The sequence below is a fragment of the Rubrilithobacter danxiaensis genome, from assembly GCF_047272945.1.
Classification (GTDB): Bacteria; Bacteroidota; Bacteroidia; order Sphingobacteriales; family Sphingobacteriaceae; genus Rubrolithibacter; species Rubrolithibacter danxiaensis.
Window position 1 is genome coordinate 21,657 of record NZ_JBKOPS010000002.1, and the last position, 25,340, is coordinate 46,996.

Here is a 25,340-nt window from a genome sequence, read left to right on the forward strand (position 1 = left end):
TTGTTCTATTACTGCCGGCTCCATAATTCAACAGGTTTATTATGATGCTGCCAAAATTGATACTGCTTAACATTGCTACTTTTTAAAGCAGCTCTTTTAAACATCCATAAAAGCCATTCTTTTCTTGATTCCTGAACGTTTGTTTCAATAGATTTCACTATTTGTTTAGAAGTATATTCCTTAAACCGGCCTAATACAATCTCAGGATTATTCTCTTTAGCACGAAAAATAATATGGATATGGCTCGGCATGATACACCAGCAATATAATTCCAGACCCATATTATCGCTGCAATAGTTTAGACTTTGAACTACAATGTCATTATATGCTGGACGTACAAATACATCTATCCAATTTACCGTAGCAAAACTTACAAAATATAGACCTTCTTTATTTAGAAACTTATACTTTCTGCTCAATTACCTTCCGTTAGTTTAATTTAAAGCTAAGAAATTTTTTTATTATCACACGCGGCACGCGTGCGCTAGCAACGGTGATTATTCTCTTTAGCACGAAAAATAATATGGATATGGCTCGGCATGATACACCAGCAATATAATTCCAGACCCATATTATCGCTGCAATAGTTTAGACTTTGAACTACAATGTCATTATATGCTGGACGTACAAATACATCTATCCAATTTACCGTAGCAAAACTTACAAAATATAGACCTTCTTTATTTAGAAACTTATACTTTCTGCTCAATTACCTTCCGTTAGTTTAATTTAAAGCTAAGAAATTTTTTTATTATCACACGCGGCACGCGTGCGCTAGCAACGGAAAGCTCCGCAAATTCTCGGGAAGGCTCCGCAACTTTTCGGGAAGGCTCCGCAACTTCTCGGAATGACTCCGCAAGTTTTCAGGAAAGCTCCGCAATTCTTGGGGAAAGCTCCGCAAGTTTTCCGAATGGCTCCGCAATTCTTCAGGAAAGCTCCGCAACTCCTTCCTATCCCAAACAGAGCATAAACACAACCGGGATGATCCTGCCAAAAGCTATGTTTTTTATTAATTCCATTTCATATATTCTTAATAAAATAATAGTAAATTACATAGTGATTTCGGGGGAAGAAGAGTCAGGATATTAGGTACTTAGCATAATAACCAGGGTTATGATTACAGAAGAAATGTTTCACGATGTGGCCCAATCAATTGATTGCGATGTGGCGGCTATTAAAGCGGTTTCAGAAGTTGAAAGTTCCGGCTCAGGCTTTCTCAAGTCGGGCAAGGTAAGGGTACTGTTCGAAGGGCATGTTTTTCATAAATACACACACGGCAAATACGATAAAAGCCACCCCACACTATCCTATCCAAAATGGACTTCAAAATATTACGTTCGCGGGGAAGCGGAATACCATCGATTTAGCGAAGCTTTCCGTTTGGATAAGACCGCCGCTATGTTTTCCTGCTCCTGGGGAAGATTCCAGATCATGGGCTTTAACTTCAGTTTATGCGGCTTTAAAAAGGTAGGAGACTTTGTGGACTTTTTAAAAGTAGATGAGAAGAACCACCTCGAAGCCTTCTGCCGCTACGTACAAAGTGTTTACCTCGGCGACGAACTTCGTGAACACCGCTGGAAGGATTTTGCCCGCAAGTATAACGGTCCGCTGTACGAAAAGAACCAGTACGATAAGAAACTGCTGGCTGCGTACCTTAAATACAGTAACCCCGAACTTCTTAATCCATCAGTAGTAGGTTGATAAAAAAGCCAGCGCATTACTGGTCATTACCCGGTCTACCACTTCTTCGGGGGAAATAATACGGTTGCGTTCCTGTGTCAGGGAACAAGGTTCTTTTATCTCCTTCAGATAATTGTAAGCATGTTTTAACAGGTAATCATCCAGGTCATCTATCGATTCCGCGGTCCAGTATCCGTTTATCGGGTCAATAATCCCGTCGAAGTCGGTTCCCAGGCATTGTATGTTCCACGAATACCTCCCTGCATAATCCAGAACTTCGGCAACGTGTCGTATTTGATTCCATACCAGTTTCGACCAGTGGTATAATATTTCCCTCCGGCTGATATTTCCCCTCGCCGAACGCAATGCTTGTTTTGATCCTATCCTGCGTTCGTCCAGCTGTATGCCGAACAGTCCGCCGGAAGATTCAATTCTCAGTAGTTCATCATCATAAATATTAATTGGGTCCTGCATAAAAAGACCTTCTTGCGCTGCAGCAGTTACGGCGCTTCCCCCCGGCTTGGATAATCCGGTTACACCCGCATGGCTGGCTATAACCGGGATGTTCCTGTCTGCAAATTCTGTATCCAGCATCAGGAAATATTGCTCACGCGATAACCTGCTCATGTGCTTGATATCGATATAAACCGGCGGAATTATAATCTGGCTTTCATCCGTCTCGTCCCTTAAGAGCGCCCGTACTACTTCTTTCCCTGCTGAGGTAAATCCCTGCTTCAAGCCGTTTTCCTGGTCAATGGCACACCGCACAATCGAACCGAGGCTTCTTTCGTGGCCGCATAAGCCGTTCCAGAAATGATGGGCAAGAGTCATAAATACCGGCCGTATCATTCCGTCTTTGCCGGCTCTCAGTTCCTTTACCCGCTGAAGTACCGTGTTCAGTTTTTCTTCCCGCACTTCATTCTGAACTTCATCCCATTTCAATGTTGAGTTGATTATCTGGTCAAAGATATGGCCGCCTTCAATTGTAGGAACAAAAACTACCAGGGTTTCCCCCAGTTCCCCGCTGCGGGCAGCAAGTTCAATATCATCATATGAGCGGGCAATGCTATAACGTACAGATTTTCCGTTCACTTCTATCGGCATATTTTCCTGCTGGCACAAAAAGTTCATTTCCTTTTTCAGGTCTTCCCAGTAGCTGGTGTATTCCTGGATGTAATCGATCCGTTCTTTACCAAATTCGGTAACAAGCATTGTCATCAGGTCGGAAGGTAAACCGGTACCGGCCTTATTTACAAAAAATGCTTTTTCCTGCGGATAAAAGGAAAGGCACACTATGGCTACACGACCTTTTAATAAAGAAGCGGCATCGGCCTGGATGAAATTGGTTAAAGAAGCAACGTAATTTTTCAGCTTATCAAACAGGGTTGGTTTATCAGAATACCACATAGAGGAAGAATCGCTTGCATCGTGCTTCTGATGGCCGGGGTTATCACGAAAGCTGCGGGCGTAAGGTTTAACGGATGGGTGGCAATGAATATCGACAAAGAAATGCGGCAGCATACCGGTATTTTTATCTTCAGGATTCATATAAATGGATGATTTGAATGGTTTTGTTTCAGGATAGTTTTAGCACTTTTCTTACCCCCGGATCAGTTATTGCCGCTTCTCCGGCAGTAAAGCCCAGTTTGCGGTAACTCTCAAATTGCGATTCGTCAAAGAACTGGTCTCCGGTTGTCTGGTGCGGAAATGAAGGGTTTGCAATTGCATATTCCCTCAGGTCCACCGATTCTTCCTTCCGCCCCGTCAATGAAGATTTGATATAAACAAGAATCCCCGAAGGAGAATCAACAGGATCTTCCGGATATAAGATAGTTCCCCAGGTAAAATACTTGCTTGAAAAACCGGTTTCCGGGTCACGTTTAGTAATGTCGCTTACATCAATCCTTATTTCAACTCCAAAGTCTATTCTGCAACGTCTTAGTGCATTCGCCAGCCCTTCGCAGGTAAATTTCGCGTCCTGTTCGGCATCGCTTAAAATAATATAACGGCATCGCCTGCGTACCAATTCGTATAGTCCCATGTTATCGAAATGACCGCCGTCAGAGAGGCAAACATACAGGTCGTCTGTATTCGATTTACCGATAAGGTCGGCGATCAGGTAGGCTATTCCAAATGCCGGGTCGGCTTTTTTCCAGGTCTTACGGCGGGGATTCCCTATCCACCACCCTAAACGGACATTGAAAAGCGTCATCAGGAAAGCAGTTGCAGACGAGGAGTGATATCCCTGGTTGGGGTTCGCCGCAGCACCCGATATGGCCATCGCAGTTCCTAATGCCGGTCCGTTGGGATACGCATAATTCCCGGTAGGCCGATAGGCATAATCGTAGGATTTATTTTTCGAATCGGCTGATGCCCTGTTACGGTTAAAATCAAAGCCGCAATACAGCGGGGAGAACGTAAAAGATTCGGCTTGCCTGTCCTGCCTGTCAAGCTGCGAAACCTGTGTTGCATTTAAAGCGGTATTTAAGATGGGATAAGGACCATAATACCCTTCTTTAGTTTGAAGCTCGTGAAGTTTAATGTCATCCTGATTGTTGTCAAATCTGGTAAACGGATTTACTGTTTTGCTTCGTTCGGCACGTCGGCGGCTTGCTGCAAGGTAAGCCCTTGCCAGCCTGTTGCGGTAAAAATGGTGCATGGAAAATTCATTTACCCCAACCGTATAAGCTAAAATGCAGGTAGCGCCGATAAATATTCCGGCACAGAAGAGGCTCCACAGGATAGCACTGTTTATCTTTTCTGAACTATCGTTCCACATATTCTTCCAGGACGCATCCGGCACCGCAGTTCCCCAAAGGTGAATAAGGATCCAGTGCACAAGTGTTGAAAGGAGAATGAGCAGTCCGAAACCAAAAAAATAGGGGGCACCACGAACAACGATATCGAGAAAAGAGGCCATTTTATTGCCCGACTTTTTATCTCCGGATGTTTTGGAACTAAAGGCCAGCTTTACTGCAGCGCCAACTATCGCGGCCCAACCACCTGTTATGGTTATAAATTCGGGTTTCCATCTTCGGTAAGCATAAAGCATAAATTCTCCCGATAGCAAAGCTGTTCCGGTTATTATGATCCACAAAAAGGCAATACGGTGTACTACTGCCCCCACCCGTCCCCACCATTCCCTGCGCTCGTCGGGGAAAAACGGACCAAGCATTCCCATCCGGGTAATTACAGTAAGCGTAATAACTTCCAAAACGAGGGGAATGCCCAGGCAAAAGGCCATGCCCGTATAAAAGCGGTGAGTTAAACGGTCTGTTAAAAACTCCGACCTGTAAGCATGCTGGGCGATATATTCAATAAAATGCCATACTATTGCCATGGCTATCAGTCCTGTAATAGCTGCAACTGCCGAAGCGACTATAATATAAATATATGCCAGTACTTTCTTAAGCAACAGCTTGTATTCGCCGGTATCCGGCAGGCATTGATCATACCTGCCCAGAATGGCCACCAGCAGCAGGGCGAAAAAGCCTACCAGAGCCGCGGGCTTTAGTATATCAATCTTTTCGGCGAAAGGAATCCTGCCGGAATCTGCGATATGAATATAACTCCTTGAAAATAGCCAGCCGCTGGTAAGATAGGCAGTTAAAAAAGTAAGGAGGGTAAGGCAGAAAATCAACGTAGCCGACTGGTCTCTGCTTAAAGGGCTGCCCGGAAAAAGCTTTCTTGAATTAAAAGCAGACATTCCCCAGCCTGCAAGAACCGCACCTGCTAAAAGCAAGCCTAAACTCCAGACCCAAACTTTGCCGCTTTCCCTGGCATCAGGCCAAACAATGTAAAAATCCCAGGTATAAAAAAGAATAGCCCCGGTAGAAAGGGCCGCTGCAAAAAGAAAAATGATAATTACCTGGTTCAAAAGGGTGTTCCGTATCCAGGTAAGGCCCATTGTCCAGGCATCAATGGACATGATGCTTGAATTAGGGCTGAGATAATTGCTGTACATTCTAAGCCATCGTATCGGCCTCACTTCTTCGCCAAAGGGATTTCGTGACTCATCCGGATTCAGGCATGATTCTACTTCGGGAACGGTTCCTTCTCTCTTTATCCAGGCAGCGAGCCAGGAGCCGATATAGCCGCCGCCCGAAACCGTTGAAAGGTAATCTATTTTGGGAAGAATGTCTGCTTTGGCAAAAGCCTGCAAAACACCCAGATTGAACGTTGCAGAACGTATTCCTCCACCGGAAAAAGCCAGGGCAAACAGGTTCATGTTTTCGGCCTTTTGAACTGGATTGTCAGGAAGGAAATGTTCCTCATCCTGTTTTTCGGGTGATGAAAGCCTTTTTTTCCTGCTTTTTACTATTTCTTTTAACTCTTCCAGGAAAACAAATTCAAAGGGCAGCGGAATTTCCTTTTGAACCAGTTCAGTCATGAGATACTGCTGATCCAGTAAAAGTTTTTCTGCGTTGTCTCCGATTTCGCTTTGCCATTTTTCCCACTTATTAAATTCTCTTTTTGGAAGCAGCGTTTCTGCCACAGCTGCAGGTACATTCCATAATTGAAAAGCCCGTTGTTCTGACGCGTTATTTTCTCCTCCTCCTAAAGCCAGTACAATAATAATGGGCAGGTAATGTAAAATGTTGCAAAGTTCCAGTCGTTCAGTCGGTTCAGCATATAATATAGTGCGGATTACTTCACGCCAGTCATGCATAGACGGATAGGTAGCGGGTTCGTCTTTTAACAGGTTTTGTACTTCTTCTTTTTCCCGCAGCCATTTTAATAAAGGCGCTACCATCGTAATAAAATAGGCAACAGCAATTTTTGGACGGGCTGTCTGATCCTTAATAAGAAGTAATTCGACTAAACGTTTTTTGGTGTTTTTATTCTTTTCATTGATTATATAATCCTGTAACTCATTAATAATAAAGTCGGAAGGAGTGGAGGTTAATTTCAGGAAGTTTTTTTCAGGTAATTCTGCATTGATTTTAATAACAATGTCTTGTATCAATCCAATGAATGAGATGGCCCTGGCAGCCAAATCTTGTACAGCCTCCATAGTAGTTAATAAATAAGCGGATGTATAGGGTTTTTATTGGTTAATAAACTAAAGGTAAGTCTTATAATCTTTCACCACAGCGTGTTTTAACGGAATTTGAAGGGTGTTTTTCTTAGTTTAACAGGCTTTTACCGGAATTGAATTGACCTGCGCTGAAGTTAAAGGAAATTAATCCAACATTAAAATCAACCAAAATGAGTACGATTAAATTTTCTGAAAAATTTGTTTTTATTTCTGAATAGGGGTAAATTAGATATAAGGAAAGAGTAAGAATCAGGTAAAAGCGGCATCCGATGACTGAAGATTGCTAGCCTCGGGTTCCTGCTAATTCTCTTAATACTACATCTGCACACTACCTAATTTTTTTGACATATGGCAATGAATAGCATTGCAATTATTGGAGCCCATAAACTCTTTAATTGTGGTATCAGGAGTCTAATCAGTAATTTTTTTCCTAATTACACTATTTTGTTTGAAGCAAAAGATGTGGCAGAACTAACACAAAACCTGGCTATAAAAGGGAAACCCGAAATAATTCTTATTGATTTTAATATGGCGGGCAAAGAAGCTTATGAAACCACAGCCCTGATACGCAAAAATTATCCTGCAATCAATATCATTTGCTTGTCTATAGAAGAACGCGAAGAAGATGTATTAAACTTAATTAATTTAACTGTTAAGGGCTTTTTGCTAAAAGATACAGAAGCAGAAAGCTTTAAATCGGCATTGAATACGGTTGCATCCGGAGGATATTTTTACCCGCCTTTTATTACCGAATTCCTGGTGAACAGCATTTCTAAAAAGCGTACTTCTTCCTTTGACCAGGTAAAACTGAATAAACGCGAAATAGAATTCATGCAGCTATCGGCAAGTGAACTTACCTATAAAGAAATTGCCGACAGGCTTTGCGTAAGCGCCCGTACTGTAGACGGTTACCGCGATCATCTGTTTGATAAGCTGAATGTTAAAAGTCGCGTAGGATTGGTTCTTTACGGTATTAAAAACAGGCTGCTGCAATTCTGAACATTATCTTTAAAACCCCCTACTGATACTCCAACTTTATCATTATCTTGCTGTTTTTAATAAAGCAGCTATCATAACAGCTGACAAGTATTTTAAGTTAAATTAGTTGTAATGCATAAAATATATCTCAGCGACGCAGGCCCAAAAGTATCACCTGCTATTTACGGTTTTTACAGATGGAATACAGAAATTGACGATCCGGCATTAACCATGGAACGAATCGTTAATCTTTGCCTTGAATTGGGCATTAACACTTTTGATCATGCAGATATTTACGGATCGTATCAATGCGAAGAAATATTCGGAAGACTGATTGCTCAGAAATCTTTTAAACGAGAAGATATTGTTCTGTTTACAAAATGCGGGTTAAGGCTGCCGCATCCGAGCCAACCCGATGTACGGGTTCCTCACTATGACAGTTCGAGTACGCATATATTAGCAAGCGTTGAGAATTCGCTGCGTAAGCTTAGAACTGATTATATCGATATTTTTTTACTCAACCATCTTGATCCTGTTTCCGATCTCGAAGAAACGGCGATGGCCTTGCTGCGGCTTAAGGAGTCGGGAAAGGTAAGGAATATAGGCGTAGCTAATTTTTCTGTTTTCCAGCACCAGCTTTTAGCCTCGTATTTAAAAACTCCGATTGTAACCAATCATATTGAACTTAACCTGCTTAATACCTCCGCTTTGGATAACGGGCAGATCGATTACATAAAACAACGCTACATGCGCCCGCTTGCATCTTCACCACTTGCGGCAGGAAGAATTGCTGTAGGGGCAGACTATCTGCCTGTAAAAGTGCGTACAAAGCTGGAGGAAGTGAGTGTGCGTTACGGAACAGATATCGAATCAATAGCCGTAGCCTGGCTGGTAAAATTGGGTGCATTGCCTTTAATAGGAACAACCAGCGAACAACGCATACGCCACATTGTAAATGCGTTCGATATTGACCTTGACCGGCAGGACTGGTACGAATTGTATGCGGCTTCACGCGAGGATTTATAAAAATATCGGGGCTTAAGAATAATTTCTGAATTCTGAACAGATTCTGATGGAAAAAAAGTTACGCAGCAGCAACTGGTTTGGCCGTACCGGTAAAGATGGGTTCATTTATCGTGCATGGATGAAAAATCAGGGAATTCCTGATTATGAATTCAACAATAAACCTGTTATCGGCATTTGCAATACATGGTCTGAACTCACTCCCTGCAATGCACATTTCCGTGAACTGGCCGAATCTGTTAAACGGGGAGTGTATGAAGCCGGCGGTTTTCCGGTTGAATTTCCGGTGATGTCTTTAGGTGAAACATTGATGAAACCTACTGCCATGCTGTACCGCAATTTGCTGAGCATGGATGTGGAGGAATCAATCAGGGCTAATCCGCTTGACGGTGTGGTATTGCTATGCGGCTGCGATAAAACAACTCCTGCCCTGGTTATGGGCGCTTGCAGTGTTGATATTCCGGCTATTGTCGTATCTGGCGGGCCTATGCTGACAGGTCGCCACCGTGGCCTTCCTGTCGGAACCAGCGATGTATGGCGGTATCAGGACGAGCTACGGGGAGAGAAAATTACCCAGGAGGAATTTTTGGCGCTCGAAGCAAGTATGTGCCGGAGTCGGGGTCATTGTGCTGTGATGGGTACCGCATCGTCTATGGCATGTATGGTAGAAGCGTTGGGAATTTCTTTACCCGGAAATGCTGCAATTCCTGCGGCCGATGCCCGGCGGAAAGTACTTGCCCAGTTAAGCGGTTTGCGCATGGTGGAAATGGTGAAGGAGGATAGGAAGCTATCCGACATTCTGACCCGGAAAGCGTTTGAAAATGCAATAATTACCAATGCCGCAATAGGCGGATCAACTAATTTTATCATTCATCTGCTTGCAATTGCCGGCCGGATAGGAGTAGAGCTATCTTTGGATGATTTCAATAAATTCGCGTCGGGCATCCCTTTAATAGCTAATTTGCAGCCATCAGGGAAGTATTTCATGGAAGATCTGTATTATGCCGGAGGCCTTCCTGCCGTTTTGAAGGAACTTGATCAATTTTTAAATAAGGATTGTATCACGGTTAACGGTAAGACAATTGAACAGAATTATGAAAGCAGTGAATCGTATAATCGCGATGTGATTACTACGGTTGATACCCCTTTCAATCCCGTTTCAGGTGTGGTTGTTTTAAAGGGAAATCTTTGTGAGAACGGTGCAGTTATTAAACCTTCCGCAGCAAGTCCTGAATTAATGCAGCATACCGGTAAAGCCATTGTTTTTGAAAATATTGAAGATTATAAGAACAGGATTGATGACCCGGCACTGGAAGTAGATGAAACTAACGTGCTGGTATTAAAAAATGTTGGGCCGAAAGGTTATCCTGGGATGCCCGAAGTTGGAAATATGGGATTGCCAAAAAAGCTTCTTTCAAAGGGAATTACAGATATGGTCCGCATCTCCGATGGCAGGATGAGCGGTACAGGGTTCGGAACTGTGGTTTTACACGCCTCGCCTGAAGCGGCTACGGGAGGCAACTTCAGCGTAGTACAAACCGGAGACCTCATTACTCTGAATGTTCCTGAACGATCTTTGTACATTCACCTTACTAACGCAGAGCTGGAGCAAAGAAAGCAAAACTGGAAGTCTCAACCCCCTGCTACAGAAAGAGGTTATGTAAGTATGTATATCAGGCATGTACAGCAGGCTCATCTTGGGGCGGATATGGATTTTTTGGTAGGAAAATCAGGCAGCGAAGTAACAAGGGATTCGCATTAGAAAAGGTATGGGTTTTTCAATAAAAGAAGAGCTTGGAAAAATAATTCCGGAAAGCCGTCTTCGAACACGATATATAGATTTAGTTTCTTTTGCTGCCGATGCGGGGTTTTATCACCTGGTACCCCGTGCAGTTGTTCATCCGGTTAGCGAAGAGGAAATAAAACAGTTATTCAGCTTTTCGCATCAGCATACTATTCCTTTGGTTTTTAGGACAGGGGGAACCAGTTTGTCGGGGCAGTCAATAACAGACGGAATTTTAGTAGACCTGAGTCAGTACTGGAACAAAATCCAGATTGAGAAAGAGGGCGAATATGTTCGGGTGCAGCCCGGTATTACAGGGGCAATGGTGAATGCCTATCTGAAGAAATTCGCCAGGAAAATCGGTCCCGACCCTTCCAGTATCAGCGCTGCTATGATGGGGGGAATCCTTTCTAATAATTCGAGCGGAATGTGTTGCGGTGTAAAACTCAACTCGTATCATACCACTAAATATATTCGTTTTATTTTGCCTGACGGCACAACATTCTCTACCGAAAATCAGGAAGATTATGCACGTTTTGAGCATGAATATGCAGAATTATACAACACACTGGCAGATATCCGAAGCCGGGTTCTATCTGATACAGAACTCTATGATAAGATTCGCTATAAGTATCAGACGAAAAATACCGTCGGCTATTCGTTAAACTCTTTTATTGATTTTGAGCATCCGCTGGATATTCTGGCTCACCTGTTAATAGGTGCGGAAGGCACCCTCGCCTTTATCGCCGAAGCGGTGCTTCAAACCGTCCCGGATTATCGTTATAAATCAACTGCCCTTTTATATTTCCCGGATATTTATGCTGCCTGCCAGGCTATAGTTCCGCTCACAAATGCAGGAGTAACCATGGTAGAATTAATGGATCGGGCTTCACTTCATTCCGTAGAAAATTTTTCGGGAATGCCGGAAATTGTAAAAACGTTGCCTGAAAGTGCTGCAGCGCTTTTAGTAGAATTTCAGGAAGCTTCTCGAATAGAACTGGAAGATCGGGTAAATCAATTTTTACTATCTGCACCAGGTCTTTCTTTGTTTAATGATCCCGTTTTTACCACCAATGTAAAAGAGCAGGATTTTTTATGGAAAATCCGTAAAGGACTTTTCCCTGCCGTGGGGGCTGTTCGTGCCAGCGGTACTACCGTGATTCTGGAAGATGTTGCTTTCCCGGTAGAGAAGCTGGGCGACGCGATCCTGGATCTTCAGCAGCTTTTTAAAAAACACGAGTATCTGAATGCCATCATTTTCGGACATGCTAAAGATGGGAATATACATTTTGTAGTTACACAGTCTTTTAATACCCAAGCGGAAATAGACCGGTACGACAAGTTTCTCCGTGAGGTAATTTCTCTGGTTGTAGAAAAATACAATGGTACTTTAAAAGCCGAACACGGAACCGGTCGAAATATGGCTCCCTTTGTGGAAACAGAATGGGGGGGAAAGGCTTATGAGATAATGAAAATGGTAAAGCATGCGGTTGATCCTCATTTGCTGCTTAATCCAGGAGTAATTATTAATGAAGATTCCAGGGCACATATAAAAAATCTCAAAGAGCTTCCTTCTGTTGAAGAAGAAGTTGACCGTTGCATGGAATGCGGGTATTGCGAACACCGGTGCCCCAGCCGCGACCTTACCACCACGCCTCGCCGCAGAATAGTGCTTAGAAGAGAACTTAAAAAGCTGAAAAACAAGGGGGATATTTCAAACTACAAATTACTGCTGGATCAATATCAGTACGACGGTATAGATACCTGTGCAGTAGATGGTTTATGTGCGATCGCCTGTCCGGTTAATATTAACACGGGAGACCTGATAAAGCGCTTACGAAAAGAAAATCACAGCGATTTCTCCAATAAAATAGCATTGCTTGCCGCAAAGAAATTTGGGTTAGCAGAGTGGGGTGCCCGTGCTGCTTTAAAATTTGGATTTGCCCTTAACAGGGTTTTTGGTAAAAACACGATGATTCATTTTACAGGAGGATTAAAAAAAATCTTTCCGGCTTTCCCGCAATGGTCACCGCAACTATCTTATCCGCCTGATCTTTCTGTTATTAAAAACAGGAGTGGTGTTACTGATCCAAAAAGAACCATTGTTTATTTCCCGGCATGCATTTCCCGTATGATGGGCTCATATAAAGGGAAGGAGAAAAACATCCTGGAAACTTTTATGAGTATTTGTGATAAAACCGGAATCAGGGTTAAGGTGCCTGAAAATATAACAGGCACTTGCTGCAGCCAGATTTTTTCTTCGAAGGGTTATAAAGATGCGTACGATTATACCGTGAACAAAATTGTCAATTTCCTTTGGGATGCTTCTAAAGAAGGCAGTTTGCCTGTTGTAATTGACGTTAGTTCCTGCGCCTTTACTTTGCATCATTTACGTCCCGCTTTGGATGATGATAACAAGTTCAAGTTTGACCGTTTAACTATTATGGACAGTGTGGATTTTCTCCATGACCTGGTGATGCCTTTTGCCGTAATAAAACAAAAGAAAAAGGACGTTGTACTTCACCCGGTATGCTCATTGGAGAAGCTTAAAACAGAGGATAAATTTATTAACCTTGCCCGCCATTTTGCAGAACAGGTTTCTGTACCTAAATATGCAGGTTGCTGCGGAATGGCTGGAGACCGGGGATTTTTATTTCCTGAACTTACTGCTTCGGCAACTCAACCCGAAGCGCTGGAAGTGAATCAGAAAAAATACAGCGGATATTATTCTTCAACCAAAACCTGCGAAATGGCGATGTCTGCTGCAGTAAATGAAAATTACGAATCAGTGCTGTATTTAGTGGACGAAACCATTTGAGTTTTTGTTCGGGTAGTTTTGGCTTTTAACAGTAATATTTTCATTACCGCTTACAGGATTTCAATTTCTTTAATGAAATTTAAGTTCAACTAAACTAACCATATACATGAAACACTTAGCATTTCTTTTATTATTCTTCTTTTCTGTTGTCGGAATAGCGCAGGAAATACCAAGTCGGTGGGATGAACTTACTGCATCTGATTTTCCGAAAGCGGTAGAAAAATCGGCAAGGACCTGTATTCTACCTATTGGCATTTTAGAAAAACACGGCCCGCACTCGCCATTAGGGACAGATTTAATCCATGTTCGTGACATTGCAGCCCGGGCGGTAAAAAACGAGTATGCAGTAACTTTTCCTGATTATTTTTATGGACAGATCAACGAAGCAAAGCATCAGCCCGGAACATTCGCCTTATCCAGTGATGTTATCTGGAAACTGATGGAAGCTACTTGTGATGAAATTGCAAGAAATGGCTTTAATAAAATCATCATCGTTAACGGACACGGCGGGAATCCTGAATTTATACGGTTCTTTATGCAATCGCTATTAAATAAACGAAAGAATTATGCAGTTTTTTTCTGCAATGTTTATGAGAGCAACGACAAAGCCTTTAATCAAAAACTAAGTGTAATGCGTAAAACGCCTGCTGAAGGCGATCAGCATGGCGGAGAAACAGAAACTTCCACTCTTCTGTACCTGCACCCGGAATTAATGAAGATGGATCGTGCTGATCAGGAATCGGGCGCAGACCAAAAGCGGTCTGACCTGCCTTCCGGTATTTATACACCTATCTGGTGGTATTCCAGTTTTCCAAACCATTATGCCGGCATAGGATCAAAAGCAACTAAAGAACTTGGTAAAATGATTGTAGATCATGAAGTAGATTCTTTTACAAAAGTTATAAAAGCAGTTAAGGCCGATACAAAAACGTTAGAAGTTCAGGACAAATTTTACGATCAGGTAGATCAGCTGAACAAGAAATAAGCCTATTAAGATTGTTTTAGGATAAATTTTCAAGCACTAATTAATCCTTTGTTTCTGCAGGCAACCCCCTATTGAAAAATTACGTAACAGTAAAAGAAGGTTGTTCGGAAGAAAGTTTAATAGAGAGATGAGGGGTTAAATTATAAGCTGCAGAATTTCTGCAGCTTATTTTATTTCTTGCGCTACTCCAGCTCTTCGCAAAAATGTCCCGCCTCTTTCAATACATTTTCTACTTTATTTCCGTCCAGGTTTTCTGCCTCTACTCTCAATATATTTTCTGCGTCATGCAGGTCGAAGTTCCAGTTCCTTATTTCAGGTAATAAGGAAAGACGAGGTTTGAGCCGCCTGATTTTCGTTTTTGTACTAACATCAGTTTTAAATACGAGTACTTCCATAAGAAAAATAGGATTAAGATTCTGCCGCTGCCGGATTGGATTGCTCTTTAAAATCGTTGAACGAATGTTCATTCCGGCTTTTCCAGCAATTCATTCTGTTAAACATTTCCTCTTTAAAACGCTGACGTTCTTCAGGGCTCATGTTCCTCATTTTGTGTTTCATCTTCATACTCCACCATCTTCCGGGACCTCCGTAACCACCTTTACCACCAAAACCAAATAATAGCTTACAAAGAATGAATAAACCCAATGCCTGCCAAAAGGTAATTGTACTTAAGCCAAAAACAGCAGGTAGTAACGCATTCCAAAGCAGCATAACAACTATCCCAATGAGGAAGAGGCCTGCAGCTGCTATCAAAGGAAAAAGGAAAAAGAACTTTGCTTTGTGTTTCATATCTTAAAAAATTTAATATTCTGTAATTTCTTTATATAAATGCTTCAGTTGTTTTCGCAGATGAAGTACCGCGTAGCGCTTGCGTGATACCAGTGTCTGCACTTTTTCACCTGTAAGTTCGGCGATATCGGCAAAAGAAAGGTCTTCCAGTTCATGCCATAGAAACACCTGCCGCTGATCTTCAGGCAGTTCTTCCAGTGCTTTAAAAAGCTGTTCCCAGAACAGGCTTCGTACATACTCTGTTTCGGGTGTTTTACTTTCTACCAGCAGAATTTCTTTAAAAATTCCTGCTTCCTCATCACCCTGATCAGAACCTTCTTCCAGCAACTGCTCCGATTTCTTTTTATGCCTGTCGATGATCTTGTTACGTGCCACCCGAAACAGCCATGCTCCGGTTTGCTCTATAGGTTCGGCATTTGCAACAGCACTAAACTGATACCACACGTCTTGCAAAATATCCTCTGCATCCGCATCGCTTTTTACCCGCTTCCGGATAAAGCTCAGCAATCCCCTGCCATAATTTTTTACGACCTGTAAGATGTTGTTTTCTTTACTTGCGGACAAAGCTGCGGTACTCATTTAGTATGGTAGACGATCAACGCTGAAATACATTTTAAAAAAAGAATAAAAATGTATCAGTAAGAGTATTATAACTTTTAAAAGTTACAGAGTTTGAAGGTTTTGCTCCACGTGGAACATTTCTGGTTTTGTTACCATCTGTAATTGGTAGATGACTATTTCGGGGAGGTATTGAAACATCCTGGGCGTTTAATTTAACACTGCACAAGAAACCCTGTTAATAAGGAATGCGCTATCAAAGCGCATTCCTTTCAAAATAATAAACCTAAAAGTATCTCTCTATTGACTAATATCTATCCTGTTACTTCATTAAAAAAGTATAGTTACCTATATTTTTAAGTGCTGTATTGGTGCCTCGAGCAACAGCACGAAGCGGGTCATCTGCTACATGAACAGGTAGTTTTGTTTTGGCGGCAATGCGTTTGTCAAGGCCGCGAAGTAATGCTCCGCCGCCGGTTAAATAAATTCCGGTCTGGTAAATATCCGCAGATAATTCGGGCGGAGTAATTTCCAGTGCCCGTAAAATAGCTTCCTCAATTTTAGAAATTGATTTATCAAGGCAATGGGCAATCTCAGTATAAGAAACTGTCACTTCTTTTGGAGTTCCGGTTAACAGGTCTCTGCCCTGGATAGCAAAATCCGAAGGAGGGTCCAGTAATTCAGGTAGTGCCGATCCTACCTCCATTTTAATCTTCTCTGCAGTCCGTTCGCCGATCATTACGTTGTGCTGACGGCGTATGTAATGAATAATATCTGAATCAAAATTATTTCCTGCTACACGTATCGACTGATCTGAAACAATCCCTGAAAGGGCAATTACGGCAATTTCTGTAGTTCCGCCGCCAATGTCAATAATCATATTTCCCATAGGTGCTTCCACGTCAATTCCGATACCTATAGCAGCAGCCATTGGCTCGTGTATCATAAAAACGTCTTTCGCACCAGCTATTTCAGCCGAATCACGTACCGCTCTCTTCTCAACTTCAGTAATACCGGAAGGAATGCAAATTACCATACGTAACGAAGGGAAAAACCACTTTTTGTCTTTGTTTATGAGGTTGATCATCCCCCGAAGCATGTGCTCGGCAGCACTGAAGTCGGCAATTACGCCATCTTGTAAGGGGCGAACCGTTTTAATATTAGCATGCGTTTTTCCCTCCATTTGCATGGCCTGCCGGCCAACAGCAATCATTTTATTGTTTCCTCTGTCAAAAGCAACAATAGAAGGTTCATCAACTATTACGCTGTCGTTATGAAAGATCAGGGTATTTGCTGTTCCCAGATCTATTGCAATTTCTTTGGTAAATAAACTAAAGGCCATGTAAGTATAAGTGGATATAATTCACACTTCATACGCAACAACTTTTAAAAAGATGCCAAAAATTTATCTTATTTTAACTATTGATTTCTCCTACCTTTATAAAGAATCTTTTTGGTCGTACTAATTTTGTTATCTCAACATTTAATCCTTTAAGGGTACCAGTTGATGCTTTCTGAACCGCAGGAATGGATTACTTTACCATTATTAGTAGTTGGCTGAAGCGGATCAGCAGGATTGTTATCAAAACCGTCTTCGGGAACAGGTACCGGACCCGCCGACTGTGAAGGAACTACTCTTATTTCTCCGCAATCTGTATTATCAGCGATATTAGCTACAAAAACAAGGTAATTGCCATTAGGGCTCCAGTTGGCATCAGCTTCCTTAAAACTTGATGTGGTAATTTGAACAGGATTTGAACCTTGTTTTAGCGGGATAGTGTACAGATGATCCATGTGAGTATAAGCGGCCATAGCAGAATTAGGCGAAATGGTTATATCTTCAGGAAGTTGAGTGTAATCTGCAAATTCCCATATCTGTATACTTTGTTGTGAAGAGGCTGAGCGGAAATCTTTAACTAAAGCAAGGGGCATAACCAATTGCTGCACCGGTGTTATTAACTGCTTCGGCAGAAACGATTAAATCTTTCCTATCAGGAGTAAAGGCAAAATCTTTTACGTGAGGTATCCGCCCAATAATTTCTTTGTGATAATTGAACAAGATAAGATCTGTACGGGTATCAGGTTCATCAGCTGACCGGGCAAGGGCACCAAGAAGTTCCTCGCCGTTTACAAACTCAGGAGTGCTTTCCAATATGGCTGGAATGGATATTGGGATAAAATCAGCCGGGTTTTGCATTGAATGGATTTGGACGGTTGTACTCCCATCACTGAAATTATTTTTATACCAGACGAACTTCTGGCCATCGGCCGACAATTTATAATGATCGCCACCAGAAAAAATTACTTTTTCTTCACGTGTTTTAAAATTGTACATAGTTAAATCATCAGCAGAATAGTATAATATCCCGCTCTGAGTTGTATTGCCTGTTTTTTTATCTTCTGATTTTTTACATGCGGTACCTGAAGCTATTACTGAATATAAAACAAAATAGATAGCTGCCTTTTTTAATGAAATCATTTCTTATTCGGTTACCCTTTAAAAAGGAATAAAAAAGAAAATGTTTTTAGTTATATAACATCCTTTAAAAAGCTTCTGCACATAACATTTTTTGATTTAATTTAGCCCTTAAAGCAAATAAAACAGATGAAGAAAATATCAGCATTTATTTTAATAGCATTCTTGTGCTTCACAGTCACCATTCAGGCTCAGCAATTATATATGCCGCGAAATATAAAAGCGGCTTATAAAAGCGGAACCCGTTCTGCTGATGGGAAGCCAGGTAAAAATTACTGGCAAAACCACGGTAAATACGTAATGGATATTACCGTAAATGCCCAAACGAAAGTTGTTAGCGGAACAGAGAAGATTAGTTATACAAATAATAGTCCCGATACTTTAAAGTCACTTGTTATCCGGTTTGTAAATAACATTCACAAGCCCGAATCCCCTCGTTCGGGGCAAACCAGTGCTGACTTTTTAACCACCGGACTTGATATTACCTCTTTTTCAGTTGCCGGCGAGCCTTATTCTGTTAACAGTGAAGACTGGGGAACTGTTGGTATTGTGAAATTAAAGAAACCGGTTTTACCCGGAACAACTACTGATGTAAATATCAGCTGGAATTATCCTTTATCGAAACAGAGCGGTCGGGAGGGCCAGATCGATAGTACTACCTTTTATGTAGCTTATTCCTATCCCAGAATCTCCGTTTACGATGATTATAACGGATGGGATTTGATTCCTCACTCAGACCGTCAGGAGTTTTATAATGATTTTAACGATTATGTTTATAGTGTAAAGGCACCTAAAAACTATATAGTCTGGGGTACGGGCGATTTTTTAAATCCGGATGAGGTATTACAACCTAAGTTCGCCGAACGTTTAAAAAAGTCGTACACTGCTGATGATATTATTCATATTGCCACTGCGCAGGAAATGAAAAATGGTGAAGTGACTAAACAAAATGATTGGAACACCTGGAAGTTTTCCGTAAATAATATTTCTGATGTTTGTTTTGCGTTGAGTAACCATTACCTCTGGGATGCATCCAGTGTAGTTGTGGATAGTAAAACAAAGCGGCGAGCAAGCACTCAGGCAGCTTACGATGAAAAAGCGAAAGATTTTACCGGTTCGGTTAGCTGGAGTAACAAGGCTTTGGCCTGGTTTTCAACTCACTGGCCAGGTGTACCGTATCCTTATTCGAAAATGATCGCATTTCAGGGATTCGCGGATATGGAGTATCCAATGATGGTAAATGATTCATCTACCCCGGATCCGCAGTTTTCACAATTTGTACAAAACCATGAAATCGCCCATACGTACTTCCCTTTTTATATGGGAATTAACGAAACCCGTTACGCTTATATGGACGAAGGCTGGGCAACAACACTTGAATATCTGATTGGAATAGACCAGATAGGTAAAGAAGCTGCAATAAATGCTTACCAGAATTTCAGAGTTAAACGCTGGATATTCGATCCTTCTGCGGAGGAAGATCAACCGATAATTTCAATGTCGACTCAGGTTTCGGGTGCGGGTTATGGTAACAATGCGTACGTGAAAGCGTCTTTATCATACCTTGCTTTAAAGGATTTACTGGGCGATGAACTGTTCAAAAAAGCATTGCATGTGTACATGGACAACTGGAACGGTAAACATCCTATTCCATGGGATTATTTCAATTCAATGAACAGCGGATCAGGGCAAAACCTTAACTGGTTCTTTAATAACTGGTTTTTCAGCAATAATTACATAGACCTGGCTGTAGAGAAGGTAAGCGGAAATTCCATTACTGTTAAAAACATAGGTGGCTTTGCAGTTCCGTTTGATGTGAAAATTGAATACACTGACGGAAGCAAAGAATCGTTACATCAAACTCCGGCCATTTGGAAAACAAATTCAAAATCAGCAATTATAGCTTTAAAATCGTCTAAAAAAATTGCTTCTGTTTCCCTGGATGGCGCCATATTTATGGATGCAAATCCAAAGGATAATAGTTGGAAGAAATAGAATGTTGGCAGCGATGCAGGGGTTTAAACTTAATCAGCTATAACGTTGGAGCTGGGCAAGAAAACTATTACTCTAAGTATTCTTACCAAATACTCCGGAAAAAATAAAGCCCTGGAACAGGGCTTTCATGCGGATTTGTTTATGATATATTTTTATTTAACTGGAAATCTACCAGTAACAGAATGTCGTACTTATAGTGCGTGTATTTTGTTTTTCTAATCTCCTTAAAGCCTCTTGCACTTAGTGCAGGAGGCTTTATTTGTGTTGGAGATCAGCACTTCATAATTTTTTTTGACCTGTGTACGGCAGTGTATTTTCAGAGTTGTCATGAAAAAGTCAAGGATAAATTAAAAAATAGAAGATTGATGCCTCCAGATTTAGCAATATAGCTGCAATAGCTTTGGAATTATTGCAAGGGAGGCAATAAATATTAAAGGTCTCTTATCTACAGAAAAAGAGGTAACTAAAGTTTCTTTTAAAATCTCTTTAGCCACTGTCCTAACAGATATCCTTCTTTAGCAAGCCATATTAGCAACAGGATGCCTATTAGCCCTATAAGTAATTTCTGGAAGTTTGAGGTTAGCTGAAGAAGTTTCATAATGGATAATTTGCTCTAATATAAGGTTTTGATGTTTAGGTAAACGGGTTAGAAATATTTTTCTAGGATGAGTCCGTAGCTAAGCAGTAAATTTTCCCGTGTAGTTCGTTCAAATCGATTATAGGTTGCGGTAGTGCCTACGCTGAGCCACTTATTCAGCTTAAACGAAACACTGCTGTTAGCACGAATAATATAATCGTTTTTATATTGCAATGAATTTTGCAAAAATCCGGTCCCTTCAAATACCAGCACTTCCTTTATGCTCCACTTAAAAACCAACCGTAGCGAATTGCGGAAAGTATGATAAATATCGCGTTCCTCTCCATTAATATACAGGTCACTGGATTCGTACAATATTCCATCACTCAGGTTTAGCCGCAAGTTTTCCCTGTCAATAAAATTGTAGGCAATGCCCAATCCCGTTTGAAACTGATTATTAATCTTAAGAGAATAACTTGTAGTATAATTGGCAAGTCCCCAGTAATAAAATTTTGGCGATCGTGGATAGAAATCAAAATCCAGGTAAGAGCTGAAATCATTATTCGTCAGGTTGCTGTCCTGCTTTCCGTAAAGCCAGCTTTCTGAAGCATTTAAAGAAATCTTTTTCTTTTTTATGCTAAATCGCAGGCCATTATTCAGCAGGTATGAATGGCCCGTATTAGTGTTGTTTAAATTGCCCGAGGAAGAAGCATTCAGGTAATAATGCGTACTATCGCTAAATTGTGCTACCGCTACAGGGCAGTAAAAAATACAGATGAGCAAATAATAAGCAGCTTTTAACATACGGTAATGTTATATAAAAGCCTAATTGGGATAAATGTTTAGCTGGTTGATAATGTTAAATAGGATTATCATCCATTAAAACTCAGTATGATTGCAGAAAAGTGGCAAATGCTTGCAAGTAATACAAAAAGGTGCCATGCCGCATGATGGTGAAACCACCTCCTCCAAAGGTAAAAAACAAGCCCGATACAATACAGCACAACGCCGAGAATAACAAGGAAAACCACCTTAGCAGACATGGAGTCGAAGAACGATTCCCTTACAAAGAGGAACATCATTCCCATGAAAAGATAAAAGAAAATGGAAATAAGTTCATGCTTTCTGGGTAAAAAAATCTTCGAGAAGATGCCAATGAAAGCAAGAATCCAGACAAGTGATAGCAGGAATATCCCCCTGTCGTTATACATGTAATTTATTACAAAAGGCGTATAAGAACCGGCAATTAAAAGGTAAATGCTGATATAATCAAGCCGTTTGAAAATTCGTTTTAAAGTAGGCTGTTTAATACCGTGAAAAAGGGTTGAACAGGTAAAAGTCATAATATACCCGAAACTATAAACCGAGCAGCTTAGCAGGTAAAGGGTATTATGTGAAACCAGGGATAATAAAACCGGAATGCTGATAAGTCCGAACAGAACGCCTATTCCATGTAAACTGCTGTTAATTAATTCCTGTTTAGGGGTAAACTGATATTGCAGGGTTTTATCTCTTCTCATCTTTCCAAACACTTAAAAAAGTAACTGTGCGCACTTTATTATTGTTTTAAAGATTTATTCCTGCTTTCATTCCTGTCAGAAAATTCAATAAAAAAAGCCTCTGCTATTGCAGAGGCTAGAACCATTATGTGTTAATGTTTTTTATTTTAACATGATCTTGTCAAGCAGCATGTAGCGTTCCCGGTGTCCGTCCGGTTCTTGCCTGGTATTTACATCAATGTGCATCACCATTGGTTTTTCTCCGTTTGCTGCAGTCCATTTTGGTAATCCATTTCCATTTGGATTGCCTGTTTTTATAAAATTAGCAAAGTACTGCTGCATTATCTTCGAAACATTATAGTCTTCCTTGGTCCAGTCGTACACTTTATTTGTTGAAAGGTTTCCCATGGCGTATTCAATTTCGGCAGAATGAACCGCTCCGGTAGCAGGTGGTGCAGGAGGTGTTTTCGAATCGCCCTTAATAACTCCGCCCGCAAGTCCGGCTTGCGCATTGCCCATAGAAGCCACCATTGCCGGACGTGGTTTTGAATAGAAATAGCGGTACACCGGCTGGCCTGTTTTTACATGTTCGTCAAACCATTTCCAGGTGCTGTAAGCAATAAAACGATCGCTGGCCAGATCAGTAGCTGATTGTATTATTTCTTCTTTTGTATTTCCGGGATATAGTTTCAGGATTTCTTCAGCACGTTCGCCATAAAGCTTCTTTACAGCGCTTGCATAATTATCAGGAGTTGGTTCTTGATTTCCTAAAATTCCATGATAATTACTTTCTTCAGAGTTCCATCCCAGTAATAGAGGTACTTTTGCCTGTTCACCTGCTTCAAATATATCAAGCGGAGATTTTGGGAAGAAATATCCATCCACCGTTGGAGTAAACCATATGCCTGGTTTTGCTGTTACTTCCAGCACTTTTTCTGCCGGCATTGCCCTTAGTTCAGCAAGAGAATTGGCTCCGGCAAGTTCGGCAAATTTAACTCCGTACTCCTCGCCCTGGTTGAGCGGTACTGCAGATAAAGCACCTAATATAGAACCGCTTTCGCCTATTGCCCCTGCAATCATGTTCCGGGATAAAGGAGATGCCATTTGAGCGGTTACCGAGATTGAGCCCGCAGATTCTCCGGCAATAGTAACCCGTTCCGGATCGCCGCCAAAAGCTGCTATATTTTTTTGTACCCAACTCAAAGCAGCAGCCTGGTCAAGCAATCCGTAATTTCCCGATGCATGATTTGGCGACTCTTTGGTTAATTCAGGATGTGCGAAAAAGCCAAATACATTTAAGCGATAATTTACTGTAAGCGTTACAATTCCTTTTTGCGCCATACTTTCGCCGTCGTATCGTGGTTCGGAACCATCGCCTGCAATAAAACCGCCGCCATAAAAGTAAACCAGTACCGGTAGTTTTTCCTTCGGAGACTTTGCCGGTGTCCACACATTCAGGTATAAACAATCCTCGCTCATGCCGTCAGAGCGAAAGTTCATATCACCAAATACGGACCTTTGCATTGCTCTTGGGCCAAATTTGTCTGCCTTGCGGATGCCGGTCCAGTTTTTAACAGGCTGCGGCTCTCTCCAGCGAAATTCGCCAACAGGAGGAGCTGCGAAAGGTACTCCTTTGAAACTGCGGATACCCGAACGTTCCAATACTCCCTCAAGTGTTCCATTAGTTGTTTGGACACGGTTATCTGTAAACATCTTGTTGTTTTTTTCCTGAGAGAACGCCTGAGGAATCAGGTTAACGCCAAGAAGTATAATACTTAAAAAGGTTTTCATAAAAGGAAAGTTTATAATAAGAACCGAACTTAAGCATAACAGATTTAAAGACAAAGAGGAAAAAGGTTTTTTTAGAGCCCTTTAATGACATACAAATAGAACTTGCTGAAACATCAGATAAATTATTAAATTGAAGCATATTAAAAATCGGGCTTTGTATATGACAGATTTAAAATTGAACCGGATTACTTCCATTGATATTCTTCGCGGACTTGTAATGGTTATTATGGCTCTTGACCATGTGCGTGATTTTTTTCATGAAGGAGCTATGACCGGCGATCCTTTAAATCTCCAAACCACCACTCCACTTTTGTTTTTTACCCGTTGGATCACTCATTTCTGTGCTCCCGTTTTTGTTTTTCTTTCCGGGATTTCCGCCGGTCTTTCTGCACAAAAGAAATCGCAAAAAGAAACAGCAGCGTTTTTAATTAAAAGAGGATTCTGGCTGATCGTTGTTGAAATTGTAGTTATAAGCCTGGCATTAACTTTTAATCCTTTTTATAATTTTATTATTCTCGAAGTTATCTGGGCCATTGGATGCAGTATGGTAGTCCTGGGAATTTTGTTATATGTTTCCAAGAAACTTATACCCGTAATAGGAGTTATCCTGGTATTCGGACATAATATCTTTGATTATATTCATCCCCCTGAAACAGGTTTTTCCGCTGTATTAATGAAGGTTTTTTTTACTTCCCGCGGATATGTTCTGCCTTTATCGGCCAATCATATCCTTGGGATCTTTTATACTGTTCTTCCCTGGACAGGAGCTATGCTGCTTGGATTCAGCATAGCTAAATTGTACACTGATGACTATTCGGATTTTAGGAGACGAAAGTTGTTACTGTATGCTGGTTTCGCTGTCATTACTTTTTTTATCGTTTTGCGTTTTATAAATTTTTATGGTGATCCATTCCGCTGGGAAACTCAGAAATCAATACTCTATACTCTCTTATCCTTTATAAATACATCTAAATATCCTCCTTCGCTGCTGTATCTTTGCATGACCATAGGCCCTGCTTTAATCCTGCTGGCATTGCTCGAAAATACCCGGAATAAGTTTTTAAATATTCTTTCAGTTTATGGCAAAGTGCCTTTTTTTTACTTTGTGCTTCACTTATATATTATCCATACCCTGACGGTCATCTTTTTTTATGTGTCGGGATATTCGGCTAAAGATATTGTGTCTCCTGGAATACCCTTTCTCTTCAGGCCAGCAGCTTTTGGCTATCCCCTTGGTATTGTCTACATCATCTGGATTTGTATTGTATCTTCTTTATATTTTCCCTGCAAATGGTTTTACAGGTATAAGCAATTGCATAAGGAAAAATGGTGGACTCACTATTTATAAAT

20 protein-coding genes are annotated in these 25,340 nt (G+C 41.2%); 8 read left to right on the top strand and 12 right to left on the bottom strand.

What is annotated here, in order from left to right:
- Window positions 1-8: 8 nt before the first annotated feature.
- Entirely contained in the window at window positions 9-419 is a 411-nt protein-coding gene (locus ACLCDL_RS02135; protein ID WP_423146378.1) for a transposase, read from the bottom strand.
- A gap of 694 nt (window positions 420-1,113) precedes the next feature.
- On the opposite strand from ACLCDL_RS02135, the gene ACLCDL_RS02140 reads away from it, so the two are divergent.
- The gene (locus tag ACLCDL_RS02140) at window positions 1,114-1,701 is read left to right on the top strand and encodes an N-acetylmuramidase family protein (RefSeq protein WP_423146379.1); all 588 of its coding nucleotides are present in this window, start codon (window positions 1,114-1,116) and stop codon (window positions 1,699-1,701) included.
- Here ACLCDL_RS02140 and ACLCDL_RS02145 read toward each other — a convergent pair.
- Window positions 1,687-3,228 carry a hypothetical protein gene (locus tag ACLCDL_RS02145; protein ID WP_423146380.1) on the bottom strand — a complete coding sequence of 514 codons (1,542 nt, stop codon included), beginning with the start codon at window positions 3,226-3,228 and terminating at the stop codon, window positions 1,687-1,689. The genes ACLCDL_RS02140 and ACLCDL_RS02145 overlap by 15 nt on opposite strands.
- 28 nt (window positions 3,229-3,256) lie before the next feature.
- Window positions 3,257-6,694, bottom strand: coding sequence for a patatin-like phospholipase family protein (locus ACLCDL_RS02150; protein ID WP_423146381.1), 3,438 nt, complete (start codon window positions 6,692-6,694; stop codon window positions 3,257-3,259).
- A gap of 378 nt (window positions 6,695-7,072) precedes the next feature.
- On the opposite strand from ACLCDL_RS02150, the gene ACLCDL_RS02155 reads away from it, so the two are divergent.
- From ACLCDL_RS02155 to ACLCDL_RS02175, 5 genes are all read left to right on the top strand, one after another.
- Entirely contained in the window at window positions 7,073-7,717 is a 645-nt protein-coding gene (locus ACLCDL_RS02155) for a LuxR C-terminal-related transcriptional regulator (protein WP_423146382.1), read from the top strand.
- Between the two features lie 111 nt (window positions 7,718-7,828).
- Window positions 7,829-8,722, top strand: a complete 894-nt coding sequence (locus tag ACLCDL_RS02160; RefSeq protein WP_423146383.1) for an aldo/keto reductase — start codon at window positions 7,829-7,831, stop codon at window positions 8,720-8,722.
- A gap of 46 nt (window positions 8,723-8,768) precedes the next feature.
- The gene (locus ACLCDL_RS02165; protein ID WP_423146384.1) at window positions 8,769-10,481 is read left to right on the top strand and encodes an IlvD/Edd family dehydratase; all 1,713 of its coding nucleotides are present in this window, start codon (window positions 8,769-8,771) and stop codon (window positions 10,479-10,481) included.
- 7 nt (window positions 10,482-10,488) lie between these two features.
- The gene (locus ACLCDL_RS02170) at window positions 10,489-13,320 is read left to right on the top strand and encodes an FAD-binding and (Fe-S)-binding domain-containing protein (protein ID WP_423146385.1); all 2,832 of its coding nucleotides are present in this window, start codon (window positions 10,489-10,491) and stop codon (window positions 13,318-13,320) included.
- 106 nt (window positions 13,321-13,426) lie between these two features.
- Window positions 13,427-14,305, top strand: coding sequence for a creatininase family protein (locus ACLCDL_RS02175; RefSeq protein WP_423146386.1), 879 nt, complete (start codon window positions 13,427-13,429; stop codon window positions 14,303-14,305).
- Window positions 14,306-14,487: 182 nt separating this feature from the next.
- Here the strand turns inward: ACLCDL_RS02175 and ACLCDL_RS02180 are convergent, their stop codons facing one another.
- The 6 genes from ACLCDL_RS02180 to ACLCDL_RS02205 all read right to left on the bottom strand — a co-directional run bounded on the left by ACLCDL_RS02180 (window position 14,488) and on the right by ACLCDL_RS02205 (window position 18,131).
- Window positions 14,488-14,700, bottom strand: coding sequence for a hypothetical protein (locus ACLCDL_RS02180; RefSeq protein ID WP_423146387.1), 213 nt, complete (start codon window positions 14,698-14,700; stop codon window positions 14,488-14,490).
- Between the two features lie 13 nt (window positions 14,701-14,713).
- Window positions 14,714-15,094 (bottom strand): hypothetical protein, encoded by a 381-nt coding sequence (locus tag ACLCDL_RS02185; RefSeq protein WP_423146389.1) that lies wholly within the window; start codon window positions 15,092-15,094, stop codon window positions 14,714-14,716.
- Between the two features lie 12 nt (window positions 15,095-15,106).
- The gene (locus tag ACLCDL_RS02190) at window positions 15,107-15,673 is read right to left on the bottom strand and encodes an RNA polymerase sigma factor (RefSeq protein WP_423146390.1); all 567 of its coding nucleotides are present in this window, start codon (window positions 15,671-15,673) and stop codon (window positions 15,107-15,109) included.
- Between the two features lie 301 nt (window positions 15,674-15,974).
- The gene (locus ACLCDL_RS02195) at window positions 15,975-16,994 is read right to left on the bottom strand and encodes a rod shape-determining protein (protein WP_423146391.1); all 1,020 of its coding nucleotides are present in this window, start codon (window positions 16,992-16,994) and stop codon (window positions 15,975-15,977) included.
- Between the two features lie 149 nt (window positions 16,995-17,143).
- Window positions 17,144-17,584, bottom strand: coding sequence for a TolB family protein (locus tag ACLCDL_RS02200; RefSeq protein WP_423146392.1), 441 nt, complete (start codon window positions 17,582-17,584; stop codon window positions 17,144-17,146).
- On the bottom strand, window positions 17,565-18,131 hold the full coding sequence (locus ACLCDL_RS02205) for a hypothetical protein (protein WP_423146393.1): 567 nt from the start codon (window positions 18,129-18,131) through the stop codon (window positions 17,565-17,567). Before ACLCDL_RS02205 ends, ACLCDL_RS02200 begins: the two co-directional genes overlap by 20 nt.
- 126 nt (window positions 18,132-18,257) lie before the next feature.
- On the opposite strand from ACLCDL_RS02205, the gene ACLCDL_RS02210 reads away from it, so the two are divergent.
- Complete coding sequence (locus ACLCDL_RS02210) at window positions 18,258-20,123, top strand: M1 family metallopeptidase (protein WP_423146394.1); 1,866 nt, start codon at window positions 18,258-18,260, stop codon at window positions 20,121-20,123.
- 646 nt (window positions 20,124-20,769) lie between these two features.
- Here the strand turns inward: ACLCDL_RS02210 and ACLCDL_RS02215 are convergent.
- From ACLCDL_RS02215 to ACLCDL_RS02225, 3 genes are all read right to left on the bottom strand, one after another.
- Window positions 20,770-21,504: a DUF481 domain-containing protein gene (locus ACLCDL_RS02215; protein ID WP_423146395.1), complete on the bottom strand. Its 735-nt coding sequence runs from the start codon at window positions 21,502-21,504 to the stop codon at window positions 20,770-20,772.
- A gap of 68 nt (window positions 21,505-21,572) precedes the next feature.
- On the bottom strand, window positions 21,573-22,220 hold the full coding sequence (trhA, locus tag ACLCDL_RS02220) for a PAQR family membrane homeostasis protein TrhA (RefSeq protein ID WP_423146396.1): 648 nt from the start codon (window positions 22,218-22,220) through the stop codon (window positions 21,573-21,575).
- A 141-nt stretch (window positions 22,221-22,361) separates the two neighbouring features.
- Window positions 22,362-23,990, bottom strand: a complete 1,629-nt coding sequence (locus ACLCDL_RS02225; RefSeq protein WP_423146397.1) for a carboxylesterase/lipase family protein — start codon at window positions 23,988-23,990, stop codon at window positions 22,362-22,364.
- Between the two features lie 160 nt (window positions 23,991-24,150).
- On the opposite strand from ACLCDL_RS02225, the gene ACLCDL_RS02230 reads away from it, so the two are divergent.
- Window positions 24,151-25,338 carry an acetyltransferase domain-containing protein gene (locus ACLCDL_RS02230; RefSeq protein WP_423146398.1) on the top strand — a complete coding sequence of 396 codons (1,188 nt, stop codon included), beginning with the start codon at window positions 24,151-24,153 and terminating at the stop codon, window positions 25,336-25,338.
- Window positions 25,339-25,340 lie beyond the last annotated feature (2 nt).

What these genes read in the sequence shown, in the direction of transcription:
- ACLCDL_RS02140 (WP_423146379.1), top strand. Translation starts at nt 1,114, where the DNA reads ATGATTACAGAAGAAATGTTTCACGATGTGGCCCAATCAATTGATTGC.
- ACLCDL_RS02145 (WP_423146380.1), bottom strand. Translation starts at nt 3,228, where the DNA reads ATGAATCCTGAAGATAAAAATACCGGTATGCTGCCGCATTTCTTTGTC.
- ACLCDL_RS02150 (WP_423146381.1), bottom strand. Translation starts at nt 6,694, where the DNA reads ATGGAGGCTGTACAAGATTTGGCTGCCAGGGCCATCTCATTCATTGGA.
- ACLCDL_RS02155 (WP_423146382.1), top strand. Translation starts at nt 7,073, where the DNA reads ATGAATAGCATTGCAATTATTGGAGCCCATAAACTCTTTAATTGTGGT.
- ACLCDL_RS02160 (WP_423146383.1), top strand. Translation starts at nt 7,829, where the DNA reads ATGCATAAAATATATCTCAGCGACGCAGGCCCAAAAGTATCACCTGCT.
- ACLCDL_RS02165 (WP_423146384.1), top strand. Translation starts at nt 8,769, where the DNA reads ATGGAAAAAAAGTTACGCAGCAGCAACTGGTTTGGCCGTACCGGTAAA.
- ACLCDL_RS02170 (WP_423146385.1), top strand. Translation starts at nt 10,489, where the DNA reads ATGGGTTTTTCAATAAAAGAAGAGCTTGGAAAAATAATTCCGGAAAGC.
- ACLCDL_RS02175 (WP_423146386.1), top strand. Translation starts at nt 13,427, where the DNA reads ATGAAACACTTAGCATTTCTTTTATTATTCTTCTTTTCTGTTGTCGGA.
- ACLCDL_RS02180 (WP_423146387.1), bottom strand. Translation starts at nt 14,700, where the DNA reads ATGGAAGTACTCGTATTTAAAACTGATGTTAGTACAAAAACGAAAATC.
- ACLCDL_RS02185 (WP_423146389.1), bottom strand. Translation starts at nt 15,094, where the DNA reads ATGAAACACAAAGCAAAGTTCTTTTTCCTTTTTCCTTTGATAGCAGCT.
- ACLCDL_RS02190 (WP_423146390.1), bottom strand. Translation starts at nt 15,673, where the DNA reads ATGAGTACCGCAGCTTTGTCCGCAAGTAAAGAAAACAACATCTTACAG.
- ACLCDL_RS02195 (WP_423146391.1), bottom strand. Translation starts at nt 16,994, where the DNA reads ATGGCCTTTAGTTTATTTACCAAAGAAATTGCAATAGATCTGGGAACA.
- ACLCDL_RS02200 (WP_423146392.1), bottom strand. Translation starts at nt 17,584, where the DNA reads ATGCCCCTTGCTTTAGTTAAAGATTTCCGCTCAGCCTCTTCACAACAA.
- ACLCDL_RS02205 (WP_423146393.1), bottom strand. Translation starts at nt 18,131, where the DNA reads ATGATTTCATTAAAAAAGGCAGCTATCTATTTTGTTTTATATTCAGTA.
- ACLCDL_RS02210 (WP_423146394.1), top strand. Translation starts at nt 18,258, where the DNA reads ATGAAGAAAATATCAGCATTTATTTTAATAGCATTCTTGTGCTTCACA.
- ACLCDL_RS02215 (WP_423146395.1), bottom strand. Translation starts at nt 21,504, where the DNA reads ATGTTAAAAGCTGCTTATTATTTGCTCATCTGTATTTTTTACTGCCCT.
- trhA (WP_423146396.1), bottom strand. Translation starts at nt 22,220, where the DNA reads ATGAGAAGAGATAAAACCCTGCAATATCAGTTTACCCCTAAACAGGAA.
- ACLCDL_RS02225 (WP_423146397.1), bottom strand. Translation starts at nt 23,990, where the DNA reads ATGAAAACCTTTTTAAGTATTATACTTCTTGGCGTTAACCTGATTCCT.
- ACLCDL_RS02230 (WP_423146398.1), top strand. Translation starts at nt 24,151, where the DNA reads ATGACAGATTTAAAATTGAACCGGATTACTTCCATTGATATTCTTCGC.